Here is an 18757-nt window from a genome sequence, read left to right on the forward strand (position 1 = left end):
CGCCCCGCAGGAGGACGCCATGACCACCCCCCACTCCCCCGCTGCCCCCGGAGCGGACCGCCCGCTCGGCGTCGCTCTGATCGGCTACGCCTTCATGGGCCGTGCCCACTCCCAGGCCTGGCGCACCGTCGAGGCCGCCTTCGAGGTCCCTCCGATCGCCCGCCGGGTGATCGTGGGCCGGGACGAGCAGGCCGTCGCCGAGGCCGCCGACCGGCTCGGCTGGGAAGAGCACGCGACCGACTGGCGCGAGGTCATCGCCCGCGAGGACGTCGACATCGTGGACGTCTGCACCCCCGGCTTCCTCCACGCCGAGATCGCGATCGCCGCCCTCGAGGCCGGCAAGCACGTGCTCTGCGAGAAGCCCCTCGCCAACGACACCGCCGAGGCGGAGGCGATGGTCGCCGCGGCCGAGGCGGCGCAGGCGCGCGGCCAGGTCGCCGCGCTCGGTCACACCTACCGGCGCGTCGCCGCACTGCGCCTCGCGCGGGAATACGTGGAACGGGGACGGCTCGGCACCATCCTCCAGGTCCGCGCCGCCTATCTGCAGGACTGGCTGGTGGACCCCGCCTCCCCGATGAGCTGGCGCCTGCGGAGGGAGACCGCCGGCTCCGGCGCGCTCGGCGACATCGGCTCGCACGCCATCGATCAGGTCCAGTACCTCACCGGTCAGCGCGTCACCGCGGTGCGGGGCCGCCTCGCGACGCTCGTCCCCGAGCGGTCCGGTCCCGACGGCCCCGAGCCCGTCACCGTCGACGACGCCGCCTGGGCGACCCTCGAACTCTCCGGCGGCGCGATCGCCTCGATCGAGGCGAGCCGCATGGCGACCGGCGCGAAGAACCAGCTGACCGTCGAGGTGTACGGCACCGAGGGGGCGCTGCGCTTCGACCTCGAGAACCTCAACGAGCTGTGGTTCCTGGACCGCACCCTCCCCGCGGAGGAGCAGGGCTTCACCCGCGTGCTCGTCACCGAGGGGTCCCACCCGTATCTCGGCGCCTGGTGGCCCTCGGGGCACATCCTGGGCTGGGAGAACTCCTTCACCAACCAGGCCCGGGACCTCCTCGTCGCGATCACCGGCGGCGAGCCCTTCTCTCCCGACTTCGCCGACGGCCTCGCCCTGCAGCGGGTGCTCGACGCGATCATCGCCTCCGACGCGGCCGACGGAGCGACGATCACCCTCTGAACTCCCTTCGAGCTCCCGCTGCGCTCCTACCGAGCCCGCGCTGAGCCGCCCACGCCAACCCAGCCGCCGACACCCCACTTACCTGCATCCGACCTCGACGCCCGTTGCGAAGGAGCACCGACCATGGCTCATCCCCACACCCTGTTCACCGGCCAGTGGGCCGATCTCACCCTCGACGAGGTCGCGGAGCTCGCGGCCGGCTGGGGTTACGACGGCCTCGAGATCGCCGTCGCCGGCGAGCACCTCGACGCGAGCCGCTGGGACGACGCGGACTACATCGCCGAGCGGCTCGGGATCCTCGAGAAGCACGGACTGAAGGTCTGGGCCATCTCCAACCATCTCAAGGGCCAGGCGATCTGCGACGACCCCATCGACTTCCGCCACCAGGCGATCGTCGGTCCGGCGGTGTGGGGCGACGGCGACCCGGAGGGCGTGCGGCAGCGGGCCGCCGAGGACATGAAGAACACCGCCCGCCTCGCGCAGAAGCTCGGTGTCGACACCGTCATCGGCTTCACCGGCTCGAAGATCTGGAAGTACGTGGCGATGTTCCCGCCCGTCGGCCAGGACGTGATCGACGAGGGCTACCAGGACTTCGCCGACCGCTGGAACCCGATCCTCGACGTCTTCGAGGAGTGCGGGGTGCGCTTCGCCCACGAGGTCCACCCCTCCGAGATCGCGTACGACTACTGGACCACCCAGCGGACCCTCGAGGCGATCGGCCACCGCGAGTCCTTCGGCCTGAACTGGGACCCCTCCCACTTCATGTGGCAGGAGATCGACCCGGTCTCCTTCATCACCGACTTCGCGGACCGCATCTACCACGTGGACTGCAAGGACATCCGGGTGCGCATGACCGGCCGCAACACCCGCCTCGGCTCCCACCTGCCCTGGGGCGATCCGCGGCGCGGCTGGGACTTCGTCTCCTTCGGCCGTGGGGACGTGCCGTGGGACGCCGCCTTCCGGGCGCTGCGCTCGATCGGCTACGAGGGCCCGATCTCGGTGGAGTGGGAGGACGCCGGCATGGACCGGTTGCACGGCGCCGAGGAGGCGCTCGCGTTCCTGCGGTCCCTGGACTACCCGGCCTCCGAGCTGTCCTTCGACGCTGCGTTCAGCAGCGAGGGCTGAGCGCATGTCCCCGACGCATCTCGACGAGCGGGAGGCCCTCGCCGCCTCCTTCCTCGCGCTCGGTCCCGCGGCCCCGACGATCCTGCCCGGCTGGGACGCACGTGAGCTGATGGTGCACCTGCTGCTCCGGGAGCGGCACAGTGCCCTGGTGCCGGGCCTGCGGATGCCGGGGCCCTACGGGGCGCGGGCCCGCGCCGTCGAGGGCGAACTGCGGGCCGCGGACTGGGAGACGCTCGTCGAGCGCCTGCGGGAGGGACCCGGCCGCCTCTCGCCGCTCGGCGCGGTCGACCGTCTCAGCGGCCTCGCCGAGCAGCTGATCCATCACGAGGACCTGCGTCGGGCGCAGGACGGCTGGGAGCCGCGCGGTCCCGACGCGGTCTCCCAGGAGGACGCCTGGCGGGCGGTGCGGCTGATGGCGCCCCTGACCCTGCGGGTCCCGGTGCGGGTGCTGCTGGTCTCGCCGCTCGGTGGGGCCCGGGTCGGCTCCCGCACGGCCGACGCGAGCGTGCGGGTCCACGGCGAGCCGGTGGACCTGCTGCTCTGGGCGACGGGGCGGGAACGGGTCGCGCGGGTGCGGGTGCACGGCGACGACGCGGGCCGACAGGCGCTCGCCGCAGGAGGCCGCGGCCTCTGACGCGCGACCTCGGGGGCCGCGGTGTCTGACGCGCGACCTCGGGGCTGCGGCGTCTGCCACGAGGCCCCCGGCGCGCTCTGCTCAGCCGCGCTCGAACAGGAACAGCCGCGGGTGGTGGCCCTTCTGGAAGAAGCGGTGCTCGCGGATCGGCCGCCAGCCGAAGCGGTCCCCGTCGAGCACCGCGTGCATGCGGGTGATCTCGTGGGTGAGGATGCCGAGACGGGCCTCCGGGGCGGCGAGCTCCGCGGCGCGGCGCAGCAGGTCGGCGAGCAGCTGCTGGTTGCTCTCGTGCTCCCCGTGGAGGGTGCCCCACGGCGGGTTCGTCACGATCCGGGTGAAGCCCGGCTCGATCTTCGCCGTGAGCACGTCACCGACCTGCCAGTCGATCCGACCGCGGCGGCGCGCCGCCCGCTGATGTCGTTCGGCGGCCTCGATCGCCGCCGGGTCCAGGTCGGTGCCGTGCGAGCGCGCGGGAGCGACCTCGTGCAGCTGCTCGACCAGGAAAGTGCCGGATCCGCAGGTCATGTCCAGCAGCGAGTCCTCCTCGCCGATCTCCAGCAGGTCGAGGACGGTCGCGGCGATCGTTGCGTTGACGGCGCCGGGATAGTTGATCACCCGCCAGGCCCGCGTGGAGAGCGGTCGCGGCGTGGTGCGCAGCAGCACCTGCCAGGTGCCCGCCTCCCGTCCGCGACGCACCCGCACGACGAGGTCGCCGTCGGCCGCCGGCGCGACGCCGGCGAGTTCCGCGATCGCCTCGGCGACCCGGAGCATCTCGGGGGTGTCGGAGCCCGCGGCCTCGAGGCGGAGCCCCGTGAAGCGCTGGCGCGGCCGCTGCCGGGCCAGGTCCTCGAGGAGGGTGCCGAGCCGCTGCTGCACCGAGGTCTCGAGCAGCTCGCGCGGTCTCCGCGCAGGCACGGTGAGGGCGGTGGAGGCGGAGACCGCGCGCCGCAGGGACCGCACCGCGTCGAGATCATCCGTCTCGAGGGCGAGCTCGGTGGGGGTCACGATCCGGGCGGGTCCGAGACGGGAGGCCTCGACCAGGGCGGCGTCGGCGCAGCCCTGCAGGACCTCGAGCACGAGCTGATGGACGGCGGTCGGCACGGAGGGACCCTCCTTCGGTGGGCGGCGGCGTGATCTGTGCAGGCTACCGGCTGTGAATGCGCGACTGTGCAGGTGCGTGTCGGTAGACTCGCGGGGTGTTCATCGTGAGTGTGTGTTCCCTGAAGGGCGGCGTCGGCAAGACGTCGGTGACCCTGGGCCTGGCCTCGGCCGCCCTCCATCAGGAGGTGAACACCCTCGTCATCGATCTCGACCCGCAGGGCGACTCGACGCTCGGCCTGCTGGGCGAGCCGGCGAGCACCCTCGACATCGCGGAGGTCCTCACCTCACCGCGCACCGAGACGATCGACCGGTCGATCATCGATGCACCCTGGTCGAAGGACGCCGCCTCGCACCTCGACATCATCCCCGGCTCGAGCCGCTCGGCGGTGCTCGACGCCCCCGCCCCCGGCCCCCGGGAGGTGCGGCGCCTGCGCGACGCCCTCGACAAGCGCACCCACCAGTACGACCTGGTGCTGATCGACTGCCCGCCGTCCCTGAACGGCCTCACCCAGATGGCCCTCGCCGCGTCGGACCGCGCACTCGTGGTCGCCGAGCCGGGCTTCTTCGCGGTCACCGCCGCGGATCGCGCGCTCAAGCTCGCCGCCGAGATGCGCGAGGAGGGCATCGCGCCGCGACTGCATCCGCTGGGTCTGGTCGTGAACCGGTATCGTCCGCGCTCAGTCGAGCACCAGTACCGTCTCGCCGAGCTGCGGGACCTGTTCGGCGATGCCGTGCTGGAGCCGGTGATCGAGGAGCGCGTCGGCCTGCAGCAGGCCCAGGGCGGCGCCGTGCCGCTGCACACGTACGAGGGGGCCTCCGGCAAGCGGCTCACCGAGGACTTCGACGCCCTGCTGAAGACGGTCCTGGACTCGCGCCAGCACTCCTGAGCGAGCCGGGCGCGAGCCCGAGCACGAGAGAACGACGGGTCCCCTTCCCCAGGGACCCGCCGTTCTCGGTTCGGGGCGGCGCGCAGGCCGCGAGATCAGCCGGCGCGGCGGGAGCGGCGGCGGGCCGCCAGCTCGTCCTGCAGCGCGAGGGCGGCGTCGTCCGCCGGGTTGACCCCGGGGAGCACGGCGAGGTCGTTCTCGACCTCGCGCCACACGCGGCCGACGGCGATGCCGAACACGCCCTGGCCGCCCTGGACCAGGTCGAAGACGTCCTCGGCGGAGGTGCACTCGTAGACGGAGGCGCCGTCGCTCATGAGGGTGATGCCCGCGAGGTCGTCGATGCCGCGCTCGCGCAGGGCCGAGACCGCAACGCGGATCTGCTGCAAGGAGACGCCGGTATCGAGGAGGCGCTTGACGACCTTGAGCACCAGGATGTCGCGGAAGCCGTAGAGGCGCTGGCTGCCGGAGCCGCTCGCCCCGCGCACGCTGGGCTCGACGAGGCCGGTGCGCGCCCAGTAGTCCAGCTGGCGGTAGGTGATGCCGGCGGCCTTGCACGCGGCGGGGCCGCGGTAGCCGAGCTCCCCGGGCGTCTCGACGACGTCGTCGAAGAGCACGCCCTGTGCGGGCTCGGCGGGCACGGTCGACTGCTCAGTGCGGTCATCGCCGTTCATGGCGTTCACAGCTACCTCCGGATCAGGCTCTCAGAGGGGGAAGGGTGAGAGCACGCTGACAGAGTATCCCCTCCCCTGCGCCCTGGGACGCCGGCACGCCGTGGGGTGGGGCACCTCAGATCACGGAACGGTGACGATCCGCGGTCCGGCGCCCCGGCCTCAACCCTCCCGGACCTTGCGCCGCAGCATCGCACTGTGGAGGGAGATCATCGACTCGCCGAGGTCGCGGGCGAAGTCCTCGGCGCCACCACGGGCCGCGGGGTCGCCGGTGCGCGACCGGGGCCGCGCGACGGAGCCGATCATGTGCGCCTCGCGCTCGGCGGAGGTGCGCAGCATGACCAGGTGACGGGGGTGCAGTCCCACTTCGGCCAGATCGCGGGCGGAGGTGACGATCTCGAGCTCCGTGGAACCGTAGAACAGCGCACCCTCGGCGAGGAATCCGTACTGCTCGAGCTCGATCAGGAAGTCGTCGTCGACCCCGGCGCGCGCCGCGAGACCGCGGCGATCCAGGCGCACGGCCTGCACCGCGGCCGTCGGCCCCGGACGGGAGGCGATCGAGGTGACCTCGGAATCCACGCCATGCGAGAGGAGGTGCTCCTTGATGACCTTGAGCGGCCAGAAGCGGTCCCGCTGGGCGCGCAGGACGAACAACAGGCGGTCGACGTCCTCCGGGCGGTACTTGCGGTAGCCCGTGGAGGTGCGCTCCGGGGAGATCAGGCCCTCGGACTCGAGGTAGTGGAGCTTGGAGTGCGAGAGGTCCGGGAACTCGTCCCGGACGGCGTCCAGCACCTGGCCGATGCTGAGCCGCGCTGGCCCGGACGAGCCCGGCCTGCGCTTCGCGGAGGCCGGCATCCGCTCAGGCCGTCCCGGTGAAGGGGTGGTAGGTCAGGCGGTACTTGCCGATCTGCACGTCCTGCCCGGGGCTCAGGCGCAGCTCGTCGACGCGGTCCTTGCCCACGTAGGTGCCGTTGAGCGACCCGAGATCGCGCACGAGGAAGGCGTCGCCGTCGCGCACGAAGGCCGCGTGCTTGCGGGAGACCGTCACGTCGTCGAGGAAGATCTCGCAGTTCGGGTGGCGACCGGCGATGGTCGTGTCCGAGTCGAGCAGGAAGCGCGCTCCGAGGTTCGGGCCCTTGCGCACGATGAGCAGGGCGCTGCGCGGCGGCAGGTTCTCGATGGCGCGCCGGTCCTGCGAGGACAGGCCCGGCTCGACCTCCTCGAGGGGGTCGCTGGGCGAGATCGCGCTCAGCTTCGACGTGTGGTCGAGATTCTCGTCGTTCCACTCGGTGTTCCCGGACACCCCGCACCCCTTCCTGGACTGCTGTCCCCGACCTCTGACTCGGTCGCGGGCCGCGCCCCCGGGTCGGGGTCGCGCGCGGCGCTCCTGCTGGTGAACAGGAAACCGCCCGTCCCATCCTCGCACGTCCGCCCCCGCTCAGGGGACGATCGGGCCAGCCTGCGGCGAGGATTTGACGATCACTTGACCACCTCGGAGTGCTCGGGGTCGGTCAGCTCGACGACCGCCTCGATGCGCACGTCGTCCTCGCTCGCGATCGCGAGGGTGCCACCGTCGGCCGCGACGGAGTCGGCGGAGCCTCCGGGGATCCGCAGGGCGGGGTCCATCACGTCGGGGTCGCCGATCGCCCGCACCGTATAGGGCGGGCGGACGACCGTGCCGTCCACGAGCAGCGCACCGTCCTCGTCGCTGGTCACCGAGGTGGAGGCGACCACGCGCACGTCCCCGATCTGGAGCACCTCGGCACCGGCGTTGCGCAGCTCCTGGATCACGCCGAGCAGGGTGGAGGGACGCACTGTCCGGCCGGGATCGGAGATCGACACGACGATGCCACGACCCTGGGCGGGGGCGGTGCCGGCGATGATCTCGAGTTGCTCGAGGCGGTCCTCCGCGGCGGCGCGGGCGACGGCGTCGTCCTCCTGCCCGCTGCGGAGGTCCTCGAGGGTGCGATCGAGTTCCGCGTTCTCGAGCTCCAGATCCGAGACGTGACGATCCGACTCGTCGAGCAGCCGCACCAGCTCCTGCTGCGAGGCGCCCTCGAGGGAGTCGTCGCCCTGGCGGACCTGGATCGCGATGGACACACCGAGGAGCAGGCAGAGCAGTCCGACGATCACCTGGGACCGCGTCGCGCGCGGGCGGAGGGTCCGACGGAGGTTGGACCAGGCCCGGTCCTGGTCCTCGCGAGTCTCGGGGGTGCGGGTGCCGTCGCTCATGACCGGAAGAGGCGGCGTCGGATCGCGGCCGCGTTGGAGAAGATCCGGATGCCGAGCACGACCGTCACGGCGGTGGACAGCTGCGGGCCGACCCCGAGCTGGTCGCCGAGGAACACGAGCAGGGCCGCGATCAGCACGTTGAACAGGAAGGAGGTGATGAAGACGTGCGCGTCGAAGGCCCCGTCCAGGCTCGCCCGGAGGCCGCCGGCGAGGGTGTCGAGGGCGGCGACCACGGCGATGGGCAGATACGGCTGCAGCGCAACGGGGACGTCGGGCTGCAGGACCAGCCCGAGGGCGATGCCCAGGGCGAGTCCGAGGACGGCGATCATGCGGGTTCCTCCGAGCTGGGGTCGTAGACGGTCGCCTCGCGCAGGGTGCCGGCGGGCCGGGCGGGAACGGTGAGCTCCTCGCCGGCCTCCCAGGTCATCAGGAGGGCGTAGCGCTGGGTGACCTCGGTGAGATACGTGCCGGCCTCGCCGCTCTCGACGCCCTCACGGAGGGCCTCGGGGTCGCCGAGGGCGGTGATCCGGTAGGGCGGGGACAGGGCGCGGAAGTCGACGAGGACCGCCGAGCCGGCGGTGCGGATCGCGGACGTGGCGGTGAGGCGCTGACCGTTGATCGAGATCGCCTCCGCACCGGAGGCCCAGAGACCGTTGACCGCGATCTGCAGGTCGCCGTCGGTCACGCGGTTGACGGTGCCCTCGGCGACGCCGGGGCTCGGCGGGAGCGGATCGGAGTCGTCGAGCTGCAGCACCACGCCGGACCCGGTGAGGGCGGTGCCGCCACTCGCGACCTCGACGCGGCCCACGGCCTCCGCGGCCCCGGGGGCGGTGTCGTCGAGGACCTCCTGCTGGGCACCGGCGACCTCGTCGCCCAGCTCGACCTGGCGAGCCTCGAGCTCGTCGGCCTCCGCCCACGAGTCCCGGACCTCCTGCTCGAGGAGGGCGCGGGGGCTGTCCTCCGCGCTCGCCCGGTCGCGGAGGTCCGCGGCGGCGATCGCGACCGCGGCGCCGAGCACGACGGCGAGCAGCAGCGTGAGCAGCTTCGTCAGCCGCGAGTCGGGCGGCGGGGTCTCGGCGATCGGGTCCTCGCGGCGCAGCGCCTCGACGTCGTAGGGGTTCGCGGTGAGGGCGCGCAGGAGCGAGGTCGGCGAGTAGGGGGTCTCGCCGTGGGGGGTGCTGTGGTCCCGCTCGCGCATGCCGCCACCATACGGTGCGCGGGGTCCCGGAGGCGTCAGCCGAGCGAGCAGGCGACCCCGTTTAAGCCGTGGTTGCAGTAGCCGCCGGGGTTGCGGGCGAGGTACTGCTGATGCTCGGGCTCCGCGGTGTAGTACGCACCGTTCCCGGCCTCGGCGAGCGGGGCCAGCTCGGTCGTGATCGCGCCGCGGCCGGCGTCATGGAGCGCCTGCTGGTAGCGGCGTGCGGAGTCGCGCACCACCTCGCCCTGGGCGGGCGAGGTCCAGTACACGGCGCTTCGGTACTCGGTGCCGACGTCATTGCCCTGACGGTTCGCGGTGGTCGGGTCGTGCTGCTGCCAGAACTCGGCGAGCAGGGCGCGCAGGGTCGCGTCCCCGCCGCGGTAGATCACGCGCACCGCCTCGGCGTGCCCGGTGCGGGCGGAGAACACCTCCTCGTACGTGGGATGCGGGGTGTAGCCGCCTGCATAGCCCGCGGAGGTGGTGTGCACGCCCGGGATCTGCCAGGCGATCCGCTCGATTCCCCAGAAGCAGCCGCCCGCGAGGATCAGCTCCTCGGCGTCCTCGGGCCAGGGCTCGGGGTCCTCGGGCGCGTCGGGGCCGAGCATGTCGGTGCCGAGCACGAGGTGCTCGCGCAGGAGCGGGTACGGGGAGGTCTCACGACCCGGGAGGGCGTCCTCCGGGGAGACCATCTCCTTCTTGTGGGCGTACAGGAGATCCATCATCTGCCACATGCTCCGAACGCTAGTCCTGTGCGGGGTCGGGAGCGAGAGAGGTGACGGTTCCGTCACCACCCTCGCTCCCCGCCGCGCGCGGATCAGCGGGAGGCGACCAGCGCGCTGCCGACGAGAGCGCCCTGGGCGTCGGCGGCCGGGGGCTCGCCCCCGCCGTCGGACGGAGCGCCCGCGGGCGGCTCCCCGCCACCGGGACCACCGCCCCCCTCCGGCGCGCCGCCGCCCATCGCTCCCCCGCCGCCCATACCGCTGGTTCCCGGCTCGGTCGTGGGGTCGATCGCGACGGGGAGGGCGACGGTGAAGCCGCCGTTGACGTCCCCCTCGACCGTGGCGAGCTGCAGCTCTCCCCCGTCGTCACCGAAGACGTTGTCCGAGTCGAGGGTGATCTGGGCGAGGTTCTCCGTCGAGCCGTCATAGCCCGCGGTCGCGTACACCGTCTCGCAGACGTCCTGCGGGATCGCGACCTGCGAGGTGGCGAGCAGGTTGTCGGTGCTGGTGATGGACTCGAGGTCGGGGTAGACCTCGAAGTGGATGTGCGGCCAGCGGCCCGCATAGCAGCCCGGCATGATGCTGGTGAAGGTGACGGTGCCGGTCCCGTCCGCGACCTGCACGCCGCGCAGGAAGTTCTCCTCCTCGAGACCCTCGGAGTATAGGGAGTAGAGGCCATCGGCCGTGCAGTGCCAGACGTAGACGGCGACGCCCTCATAAGGCGCGTTGTCGTTCGAGAGGTCGGTGATCGTGAGGCTCAGCGTCATGGGGACGCCGCTCGCGGTGGCGGAGCCGGTGCCGAAGCTCGTGGTGAGGTCGCTGCGGACCACCTCGGACTCGGTGAGGACGGTGATGCCGTTGGTGCCGTCGGCCGGGTAGGGGCCGTTGGTCTCCTCGGGGATCTCGCCGTCGGCCGTCGTCGCCGCGGCCTCTCCCCCGCCGTCGCTCGCGCCGTCGGACCCGGAGGCGCTGCAGGCGGCGAGGCCCAGCGCGGCGCCGCCGGCCGCGAAGGCGGCGAGGGCCGCGCGACGGGTCGCGAGGGTGCCCAGGTCGAAGGCGAGGCCCTGATCGGCGAGCGGCTCGTCGGCGTGGGCGAGGGGCCGGCCCTCGTAGCGGAGGGTGCCGTCGGGGTCCTCGGTGAGGCGCGGGTCGCGGGAATCGGGGGTCTGCGTCATGTCATGCCTTCCGGTGGTGGGGATGGCGAGGACGCTATGGACCGTGCTCGTGTCCCGGCCCAGGCTCGGCTGTGCTCGGGCTGTGCGCCGCGCCCGCGGCGGGTGCCGCAGGTCACGCGCGTTCCGATTCGCCTCGGCGGCCGGGGTCGGGGTACTGTATTCCTCGGTCCTCCGGCAACGGAGGGCACTCGGGCTGTGGCGCAGCTTGGTAGCGCACTTGACTGGGGGTCAAGGGGTCGCAGGTTCAAATCCTGTCAGCCCGACAAATGCCCTGGTGAGAACAAGTTTCTCGCCAGGGCGTTGTCTTTCTTAGCGGCGATGTGACCGCTAGAGTCGCGCCGGCTGGAGACCGCACGAGCCTCGGGGTCACCATCACGACGGCGATCGACCTTAGAGTGCCGCATCTGGACCAGGGGCACGCGGAGCGAGCACAAAACGCGGCCGGCTGGTGGCCACGGCCAGAGTCTCCCCCATGTTCTCTCGTCGCCGCGACTCAAGACCAGGCAGGCCGTCTCGCCCTCACCACCAGCCCCGTGAACGAGGTGAACACCGATGCCCTGCCCGCGCTGACAGCCTGACCCCTCGTCGAAGGATCGCTACACCACTTCCTGGGACTTGACCCCGCGCGCTACCGGGCCGGGGAGAGCTGGCAGCAGATCGCCCAGAGTCATGGCGTGACCGGAGAGCACGTCCGGCGCCTCACCATCGCGCGCCACGACATCAAAAACCGACGTTGGGGCCGGCGCCCAGTCGCTGACGTCGACGAGGTCGTCCGCCGCCGTGAGGACGGGCAGGCCCTCACCCAGATCGCCGAAGAACTCGGCTGCTCCCGTCAGGCCATCCGCACCGCGCTTGAGACAGCACACCGTGCCCGCGTGACCCGGTACGCCGCCTCTCCCGCCGTCGGGCGCCCACTGACGACGAGATCGCCGAGATCCGAGGACTGTATGAGGCGTGCCCACAGGCACCGCGAGCATGCGAAGGGGCACGAGCCGTACGCGGAGCCGAGGGTCGCCTACTTGCAGAAGCATGCAGATTCGTCGTCGACGACGGCGTCCCTATGCAGAACCTCTCGGTCGCACTCGGCCGCGGAGCGACGTGGCTGCACTGGCTCCTCGGTTGCCACGACCTGCGACCCGAAACACGGGATGTACAGACCACGTCTCGCCGTTCGAGGGCCAAGACGGTCACGTACGCGCACGCTCCCCCAACAAAATGAGCGGAAGATCTTACTGGTCCGGTGCCCCGTTCGCGACGAACTATGCGTTGCCCGGCGCCGCGCAGTTTCAAGAAGATCTACCGCGTGGTATACGCGGCGGCAAGCTCCGCGAAGAAGACTTCCCCGTCGGACGGTGTCTTGGGGCGAACTCCCAGGTTTCTCCATCGCCGACCGTCACGTAACACGGATCCGCGACCTGACATGCCCGCATCATCGGGACCGAGACGAATCGGGATGCGTATCTCGAGTCGTACTGGAACGCCACCTCTCCCGCAATGACGGTTGTCGAGAAGCTATCGTGAAACTCATTGAGAAGGTCGTCGGATGGCCGGTCGAACACATTGGCCCCCATGCTTCCGCCCCCGTCACCGGTGTACACGCGCGTCGAGAGGCCGAGATTGTGTTCGCTCCACTGACAGCCGACTGCAGCGTCGGCGGCTTCCCTCAGCCCATCAACTGTGAACTCGACTGACGTCGTGCGACCCCCCAGTGACCTTAATAGGCGCTACTGACCAAGGGACGTATGCTGGTAATCTGCGCGCACATTCTTCGATCATTGGAGGTCATCATGGCCCCCGAGACTCAAATTCTCCTCGTGGACGACATCGACGGAACCGATGCCACGAACACTGTCACCCTCGGACTCGACGGCGTCGCATACGAAATCGACCTGAACGACGACAACGCTCGCCAGCTGCGCTCCGAGCTGGAGAGGTGGACGGCCCTGGCACGACGCACCGGCGGTCGCGCGAAGCGTGGCACCGGCACCGGAGCTGGACCGAGCGGCGTCGAGAAGAAGATCCGGCAGTGGTCCAGCGAGAACGGCTACGAGGTCTCCGAGCGGGGCCGGATCCCGACCGAGATCCGCGAGGCGTACGCCAAGGCGCACTGACTCCGCCCTTCCTTCCTCGGCCCGGCACGACCTGAGGGGTGCCGGGCCGCAGTGCGTCCGTCCCCGTCAGCAGAGCTTGTCCACTGAGTGGCGGAGCGCCGTCTAAACACAATCTTGAGAGTTCGTTCGATGCTGCGCGTCATCGTTTCGACGGCAGAAGTAAAGGCCCCGCCTACCCTCCGGAGGTATCCCTGGAGCGCACACAAAGACGCGGTTAAAGCTTCAAGCAGCTCGCTCCATGCTTCCGTAGTTTGCGCGGGTTGGCCCGTACGTTGGTCTCACTGCCCACGACATGAGCCGTCCCCTCGATGCTCGTTCCGCTGTCGCTGTGGCGCTGACGAAGTCATCAACTCCCGCCCGACTCGAGTGGGAAATTTACGGAGTAGAACCATGGCCCAGAACAACACCCACCGCGCCTTCGGCCGCGCTGTCACCCCCGTCGGGACCGCTGGCCGCGCTCTGCGTGGCACCGGCGGTGCCGCTGTGCTCGGCACAGTCGTCATCGGCTCCGCCCTGCTCGCGGGCCCCGCGCAGGCCGCCCCCGCCGTCTCGCCCGCCGCACCGGCCGTTGCTGCGCAGGCGGCCGCTCCGGCGGCGCCGGCTCCTGCACATGCGACGTCTGCGCTGGCGGCCGAGAAGCTGCGGTGGGGTTCGCAGGGCTCGTCGGTGGAGCAGCTCCAGACGGCACTGAACGAGCACGGTGCCTCGCTGTCGGTCGATGGCAAGTTCGGCAAGCTCACCCATGGGGCCGTGAAGGACTTCCAGCGCTCGCATGGCCTGAAGGTCGACGGCGTCGTGGGGCCGGAAACCCGCGGCGCGCTGAACGGCGGCGCATCGACCTCGGGCGGTGGAACCTCTACTCCCGCCCCCTCCTCCACGAGCAGCTCGGGGCAGGCGATCGTCGATGCCGCGCGCAGCCAGGTCGGGGTCTCGTACTCGTGGGGGACCTCCAAGCCGGGTGTCAGCTTCGACTGCTCGGGGCTGACCTCGTACGCGTACGCGCAGGCCGGCATCGCCCTGCCTCGCACCTCGTCGCAGCAGGTCGCGGCCGGCACCACGATCTCGAAGTCCGAGGCTAAGCCGGGCGACCTCGTGGTGTGGCCGGGCCACCTCGGGATCTACGCGGGCGGCAACACGGTGATCGACGCCGGCAACAGCAAGGGCTCCGTCAGCGAGCGCACCATCTGGGGTTCGCCGACCTTCGTCACCCTCCGCTGACAGAACGCTACGACGCCAACGTAGAGGGAGCCTCGACCACCGGTCGGGGCTCCCTCTACGTGCAGAGGCAGCGGTGTCAGCCGATCGAGGCGAGCAGCTCGGCGCATGCCTGCTCGCAGCGTCGGCAGGCGTCCGCGCAGATCTTGCAGTGCTCGTGCATTTCAGCGTGCTTCTCGCATTCCTCGGCGCAGGAACGGCACGCTGCCTGACACGCCTCGAGCAGAGCACGGTTCAGGGCAACGTTGGTGCCCGTCTGACGGGACAGGACCCGACCGGTGACCTCGCAGACGTCGGCGCAGTCCTGGTTCAGGCGAATGCATTGGGTCAGCTCCGCCACCATGTCCTCGGCCAAGCAGGCGTCCGCGCAGGCGGTGCAGGTCTGGGCGCATTCGAAGCAAGCCTCGACGCATTCAGCGAGCTTCTGCTGGTCGATGGTGCCGAGGTCCTTCGGGTAGGTCTGAAGCATTGATGCGACGTGATGGGTCATGATCCTGCTCCTTCTCGTTCCGGACGGACCGGCGGATGCCGGCCCGTCCTGACGACCCTAGCCATCGCCCCCCGAAGGACGGAAGCGGATAGACCACTCGTTTGGAGGCAATGCGGAATGACTGGCCAACGTTGTGCTCAAGAAGTCAAGATCTGACCTTGAGGAGACCTTGATCTAGGGGTCATAGGCTGGCGCAAAGTGTCCTCTGACTAGGAGAAATCATGCGTTCTCGTCGCTCTCTCGGCCGTCTCGCGGCCGTCGTCGTCACCGGTGCGATTGTGTTTGCCGGCTGCACCGACAGCGGGTCTGACGATGGTCAGACGTCGGGTGGGTCAGAAGCGTCGGAGGCGTCCGGTGGAGGCAGCCACGGCGGCATGGAGCACCCGATGGATGGCGGCCCTGCGCCCGAAGGTATGGCGCCTGCGGAGGATCCCGAGTTCCCGGTCGGCACGGAGGTGACGCTCACGGCGGACCACATGGAGGGCATGGAGGGGGCGACGGCGACGATCTCGGGCGCCTTCGACACCACGACCTACTCGGTCAGCTTCACGCCGACCGATGGCGGTGAGCCGGTCACTGACCACAAGTGGGTCGTTCACGAGGAGCTCGAGAACCCGGGCGAGGCACCGCTGGCAGAGGGCACCGAAGTGGTCATCACCGCCGATCACATGACCGGGATGGAGGGTGCTGAGGCCACCATCGACAGTGCCACCGAGGAGACCGTGTACATGGTCGATTACGAAGCTGACGGGATGATGATGACGAACCACAAGTGGGTCGTCGAGAGCGAGATCGAGCCTGCGTGATGACCTCCCCGTCGAGCCCTCGAGGTGCGCTCGCCTCCTCCGGGGGTAGGCCCCGTCGTCGCACCGGCCGGTTGCCGCGCCGATCGCTCGTGCTCGGTGCCGGCCTGTTCCCGCTCGTGGTCGCCGGCTGCGGGACCGGCGGGTCCGAGCCCGCAGCCATCACGGGTGATCAGGAGCTGCTTCAGGAACATGGCTTCGCCGACGCGGACGCGCACGAGATCATCGACCGGCTCGAAGCGCTCCCGGTGGCTGAGCGACCGCAGGACCTGATTGCCAGCGTCACCGCGACGTCTCTCCAGCTCCAAGACGATGCAGAGCGAAAGGCCGAGCTGCCCCTTCCCGAGGACCAGTTCTACTTGTCGGTGGCCCCGTTCGTGGAGACCACCCACGAGTGCGCTTTCCACAGCCTGACCACGTGCCGCGGAGAACTGCGCAGCCGCGAGCTCACCGTGAGCGTGGTCGACAGCGGCTCGGGCGAGGTCCTTGAGGAGGGCCCTCGCACCACGCATGACAACGGGTTCCTCGGTCTGTGGCTACCGCGTGGAATCACCGCGGAGCTCACGTGCACCCTCGAGGACTACACGGGGACCGCGTCCTTCTCGACTCAGACGGAGGATGATCTGACCTGTCTGACCAGTCTCCAGCTGACGTGAGCAGGCGAAGCACCCGGTCCGCCTTCTGGCATTCGGTGGTCGGCCCAGCTGGGCGGAGCGCGGCACGGCCCAGTCGGAGCAGGCGGACGGTGCTCCGGCTGACCGGGGGCCTGCTCGTCCTTGCCCCCGTCCTTGCGGCGTGCAGCAATTCCTCGGATATGGCGAGCGAGGCGAACGCCGGGTACGTCTCCGGCGATGGTGTCGTCGTCGAGATCCCCCCGGAGGGACGCGCCGATCCTCTGGAGATTCGGGGAACCACCTACGACGGCGACGACTTCGACTCCACGGCGCTGCGCGGTGCACCCTTGCTGATCAACGTCTGGTATGCGTCGTGTCCGCCGTGCCGGGTCGAAGCACCGGCGCTGAAGGCCGTGCACTCCGAGTACAGCGCCCTGGGAGTGGAATTCGTGGGCGTGAACACGCGCGACAAGGCCGGGCCGGCCGCCGCGTTCGAGGAGACCTTCGGCATCACCTACCCCTCGATCCCCGACGCCGACGGCGCGGTGATCGCGTCCATGGACGGCAGCGTCTCGCCCAACGCCGTCCCCACGACGTTGATCCTCGATGCTGAAGGACGAGTAGCCGCCCGGATCGCGGGCGCAGCCGATCAGAGCACCCTAGAGAGCCTCTTGGATGCCGTGCTGGCGGAGGCCGCCTGATGGGTGAATTGTTCGCCACCACCGTGCTGAGTGGACCCCTGGCCGCAGCCCTGCTGCTGTCGATGGTGGCCGGTCTGGTCGCGTTCCTCTCGCCGTGCGTGCTTCCGGTGGTCCCCGGCTACCTCGGATACATCACCGGGTTCACCGGAGGAAGCGCCGGGCCGCGCCGTACCGACGATCCCGGGGAACGGCCATGGCGCCTGGTCGTCGGCGCTGTGCTGTTCGTCGCGGGCTTCACGGCGGTGTTCCTGGTCATCGGCGGTTTCGTCGGTGCACTCGGGTCACTGGTGATCCAGTACACGAGCGTGATCAATCGGATCTCCGGGGTGCTGGTGATCCTCATGGGCCTGGTGTTCGTGGGAATCTTCCCCCGCCTCTCCGGTGAGAAAAGGATCCGGAAGCGCCCCGATGCCGGACTCGCCGGCGCCCCGCTGCTCGGGATCACGTTCGGCTTCTCCTGGACCCCGTGCATCGGGCCGACGTTCGCCGCAGTCGCCGCACTCAGCCTCGGGGAGGCATCCGCGAGCCGCGGCGCTCTCCTGGCTTTCGGCTATGCGATCGGGCTCGGGATCCCGTTCATCCTCTTCGCTCTCGTGTTCCGGCGCGCCCTCGGAATCTCCAAAGTGCTGTCCCGGCATCGCCGCACGCTCCAGATCGTTGGCGGCTCCATGCTCATCGCCATCGGACTCCTGCTGGTCTCCGGAGTGTGGGAGCAGTGGATGGCATTGCTCCAGGTGCGGATCGGCACCTTCACTACGATCGTCTGAGAGCTGAGCCAGCCGTACGCGGCCGGCTCAGCGGTCAGCGATTGCTCGGGGCAACCGGATGGTGAAGGTGGCTCCCCGTCCTGGGCCCTCACTGGCGGCGGCCACGGTCCCGCCGTGCGCATCGACCAGGGCTCGACTGATCGTCAGGCCGATGCCTGAGCCGGAGTTGTCACGGGTGCGTGAGCTGTCGGCGCGGAAGAAGCGTTCGAACAGGCGAGAGCGGTCCTCAGCGGTGAAGCCTTCGCCATCATCCGCTACCGCGATCTCCACCGTGCTGCCGTGGGTGGCTGCCGAGACTGTGACGGTGCCTCCGGGGGAAGTGTGCCGCAGAGCGTTGCTCAGCAGGTTTCCGAGGACTTGGGCGAGGCGGTCCGGGTCCGCGTGGATCGTCACGGAGTGGGGCAGGGCCATTTCTCGTCGTAATGCCACGCCCGCTGTCTCGAACCGTTCCTCCCATTCCTGGAGTGCTGATGCCAGCAGGTCATCGACGGTGAGGGGGTGCAGCTGTACCGGGAGCTGGCCCTCCTCGGCCCGGGACACTTCACTGATGTCGTCGGCCAGCCGCGAAAGTCGCACGGTCTGGCCGGCGAGGATGGGCATGGCTGCCTCCGGTTCGATGACACCATCGGCCATCGCCTCGTGATGTGCCGAGAGGGTGGCGATGGGGGTGCGCAGCTCATGGGCGAGGTCGGAGAGCAGTTGGCGTCGGGTCTCTTCGACGGCATCCAGGCGTGCAGCCATGTCGTTGAGCGTGGTAGCCAGAGAGTCGAGTTCGGTCCCAGCTCCGACGGAGGGAACGCGCGTGGAGTAGTGGCCACGGGATAGTTCATCGACAGCCGAGGTGAGGCCGTGAAGCGTCTGGCGGAGTCGTCGTGCCAGGTTCCAGGTGACAAGTCCGGCGGCCAGGAGGGAGACCACCAATCCGACTCCGAGGGCGAGTGCGAGCGCGTCGCGGTAGGCGCGTTCGATGTGGACGAGCTCGTCGCTGCCCACCGGGAGGTCGGTCTGGAGCAGGTGATAGTGGAAGACGGCGGGCCCGATCATCACGGTGAGTGCCGCGATGCTGAGGGCGCCGGCGAGCAGCACGATGAGCTGGCCGATCATCAGGCGCGAGGCCAAGCTGGTGCCAGGCCGGAC

Annotated in this window: 22 protein-coding genes and 1 tRNA gene; 12 read left to right on the top strand and 11 right to left on the bottom strand. The window is 70.2% G+C overall.

The window, feature by feature from the left end:
- The first annotated feature begins 19 nt into the window (after positions 1-19).
- The 3 genes from V1258_RS03395 to V1258_RS03405 all read left to right on the top strand — a co-directional run bounded on the left by V1258_RS03395 (position 20) and on the right by V1258_RS03405 (position 2939).
- Entirely contained in the window at positions 20-1180 is a 1161-nt protein-coding gene (locus V1258_RS03395) for a Gfo/Idh/MocA family protein (protein WP_329748358.1), read from the top strand.
- A 123-nt stretch (positions 1181-1303) separates the two neighbouring features.
- Entirely contained in the window at positions 1304-2305 is a 1002-nt protein-coding gene (locus V1258_RS03400; RefSeq protein ID WP_329746732.1) for a sugar phosphate isomerase/epimerase family protein, read from the top strand.
- A gap of 4 nt (positions 2306-2309) precedes the next feature.
- Entirely contained in the window at positions 2310-2939 is a 630-nt protein-coding gene (locus V1258_RS03405) for a TIGR03085 family metal-binding protein (protein ID WP_329748359.1), read from the top strand.
- 81 nt (positions 2940-3020) lie between these two features.
- On the opposite strand, the gene V1258_RS03410 is transcribed toward V1258_RS03405, so the two are convergent.
- On the bottom strand, positions 3021-4040 hold the full coding sequence (locus V1258_RS03410) for a methyltransferase (RefSeq protein WP_329748360.1): 1020 nt from the start codon (positions 4038-4040) through the stop codon (positions 3021-3023).
- Positions 4041-4135: 95 nt separating this feature from the next.
- Between V1258_RS03410 and V1258_RS03415 the strand changes: the two genes are divergently transcribed.
- A complete protein-coding gene (locus tag V1258_RS03415) occupies positions 4136-4927 on the top strand; it encodes a ParA family protein (RefSeq protein WP_329748361.1) in 792 nt (263 codons plus the stop codon).
- A 95-nt stretch (positions 4928-5022) separates the two neighbouring features.
- On the opposite strand, the gene V1258_RS03420 is transcribed toward V1258_RS03415, so the two are convergent.
- The 8 genes from V1258_RS03420 to V1258_RS03455 all read right to left on the bottom strand — a co-directional run bounded on the left by V1258_RS03420 (position 5023) and on the right by V1258_RS03455 (position 10919).
- The gene (locus V1258_RS03420; RefSeq protein ID WP_329746736.1) at positions 5023-5607 is read right to left on the bottom strand and encodes a MerR family transcriptional regulator; all 585 of its coding nucleotides are present in this window, start codon (positions 5605-5607) and stop codon (positions 5023-5025) included.
- A 150-nt stretch (positions 5608-5757) separates the two neighbouring features.
- Positions 5758-6450 (bottom strand): transcriptional regulator FtsR, encoded by a 693-nt coding sequence (gene ftsR / locus V1258_RS03425; RefSeq protein WP_442878563.1) that lies wholly within the window; start codon positions 6448-6450, stop codon positions 5758-5760.
- Positions 6451-6454: 4 nt separating this feature from the next.
- A complete protein-coding gene (locus V1258_RS03430) occupies positions 6455-6898 on the bottom strand; it encodes an FHA domain-containing protein (RefSeq protein ID WP_329746738.1) in 444 nt (147 codons plus the stop codon).
- 176 nt (positions 6899-7074) lie between these two features.
- Positions 7075-7827: a DUF881 domain-containing protein gene (locus V1258_RS03435; RefSeq protein ID WP_329748363.1), complete on the bottom strand. Its 753-nt coding sequence runs from the start codon at positions 7825-7827 to the stop codon at positions 7075-7077.
- Entirely contained in the window at positions 7824-8156 is a 333-nt protein-coding gene (locus V1258_RS03440) for a small basic family protein (RefSeq protein WP_329746740.1), read from the bottom strand. Before V1258_RS03440 ends, V1258_RS03435 begins: the two co-directional genes overlap by 4 nt.
- On the bottom strand, positions 8153-9025 hold the full coding sequence (locus V1258_RS03445; protein ID WP_329748364.1) for a DUF881 domain-containing protein: 873 nt from the start codon (positions 9023-9025) through the stop codon (positions 8153-8155). The genes V1258_RS03440 and V1258_RS03445 overlap by 4 nt, the downstream gene beginning before the upstream one ends.
- Before the next feature lie 35 nt (positions 9026-9060).
- Entirely contained in the window at positions 9061-9756 is a 696-nt protein-coding gene (msrA, locus tag V1258_RS03450; RefSeq protein WP_329748365.1) for a peptide-methionine (S)-S-oxide reductase MsrA, read from the bottom strand.
- A gap of 83 nt (positions 9757-9839) precedes the next feature.
- Positions 9840-10919, bottom strand: coding sequence for an intradiol ring-cleavage dioxygenase (locus V1258_RS03455; protein WP_329748366.1), 1080 nt, complete (start codon positions 10917-10919; stop codon positions 9840-9842).
- Between the two features lie 189 nt (positions 10920-11108).
- Between V1258_RS03455 and V1258_RS03460 the strand changes: the two genes are divergently transcribed.
- The 4 genes from V1258_RS03460 to V1258_RS03475 all read left to right on the top strand — a co-directional run bounded on the left by V1258_RS03460 (position 11109) and on the right by V1258_RS03475 (position 14248).
- Positions 11109-11182, top strand: a tRNA-Pro gene (locus V1258_RS03460).
- Positions 11183-11593: 411 nt separating this feature from the next.
- A complete protein-coding gene (locus V1258_RS15230) occupies positions 11594-12610 on the top strand; it encodes a helix-turn-helix domain-containing protein (RefSeq protein WP_442878564.1) in 1017 nt (338 codons plus the stop codon).
- A 96-nt stretch (positions 12611-12706) separates the two neighbouring features.
- Entirely contained in the window at positions 12707-13030 is a 324-nt protein-coding gene (locus V1258_RS03470) for a histone-like nucleoid-structuring protein Lsr2 (RefSeq protein ID WP_329748368.1), read from the top strand.
- Positions 13031-13420: 390 nt separating this feature from the next.
- Complete coding sequence (locus V1258_RS03475) at positions 13421-14248, top strand: C40 family peptidase (protein WP_329748369.1); 828 nt, start codon at positions 13421-13423, stop codon at positions 14246-14248.
- Positions 14249-14324: 76 nt separating this feature from the next.
- Here the strand turns inward: V1258_RS03475 and V1258_RS03480 are convergent, their stop codons facing one another.
- Positions 14325-14735 (bottom strand): four-helix bundle copper-binding protein, encoded by a 411-nt coding sequence (locus V1258_RS03480; RefSeq protein WP_329748370.1) that lies wholly within the window; start codon positions 14733-14735, stop codon positions 14325-14327.
- Between the two features lie 221 nt (positions 14736-14956).
- Here V1258_RS03480 and V1258_RS03485 point away from each other — a divergent pair, with 221 nt between their 5' ends.
- The 4 genes from V1258_RS03485 (at position 14957) to V1258_RS03500 (ending at position 17620) form a co-directional block, all read left to right on the top strand.
- Positions 14957-15541 carry a YdhK family protein gene (locus tag V1258_RS03485; RefSeq protein WP_329748371.1) on the top strand — a complete coding sequence of 195 codons (585 nt, stop codon included), beginning with the start codon at positions 14957-14959 and terminating at the stop codon, positions 15539-15541.
- Positions 15542-15630: 89 nt separating this feature from the next.
- Positions 15631-16194 carry a CueP family metal-binding protein gene (locus V1258_RS03490; RefSeq protein ID WP_329748372.1) on the top strand — a complete coding sequence of 188 codons (564 nt, stop codon included), beginning with the start codon at positions 15631-15633 and terminating at the stop codon, positions 16192-16194.
- Positions 16195-16229: 35 nt separating this feature from the next.
- A complete protein-coding gene (locus tag V1258_RS03495; protein WP_329748402.1) occupies positions 16230-16853 on the top strand; it encodes a TlpA family protein disulfide reductase in 624 nt (207 codons plus the stop codon).
- Positions 16853-17620: a cytochrome c biogenesis CcdA family protein gene (locus V1258_RS03500; protein ID WP_329748373.1), complete on the top strand. Its 768-nt coding sequence runs from the start codon at positions 16853-16855 to the stop codon at positions 17618-17620. The genes V1258_RS03495 and V1258_RS03500 overlap by 1 nt, the downstream gene beginning before the upstream one ends.
- Before the next feature lie 27 nt (positions 17621-17647).
- On the opposite strand, the gene V1258_RS03505 is transcribed toward V1258_RS03500, so the two are convergent.
- Positions 17648-18724, bottom strand: coding sequence for a sensor histidine kinase (locus V1258_RS03505; RefSeq protein ID WP_329748374.1), 1077 nt, complete (start codon positions 18722-18724; stop codon positions 17648-17650).
- Between the last annotated feature and the right edge of the window lie 33 nt (positions 18725-18757).

This window comes from Brachybacterium sp. J153 (assembly GCF_036311905.1).
GTDB lineage: Bacteria > Actinomycetota > Actinomycetes > Actinomycetales > Dermabacteraceae > Brachybacterium.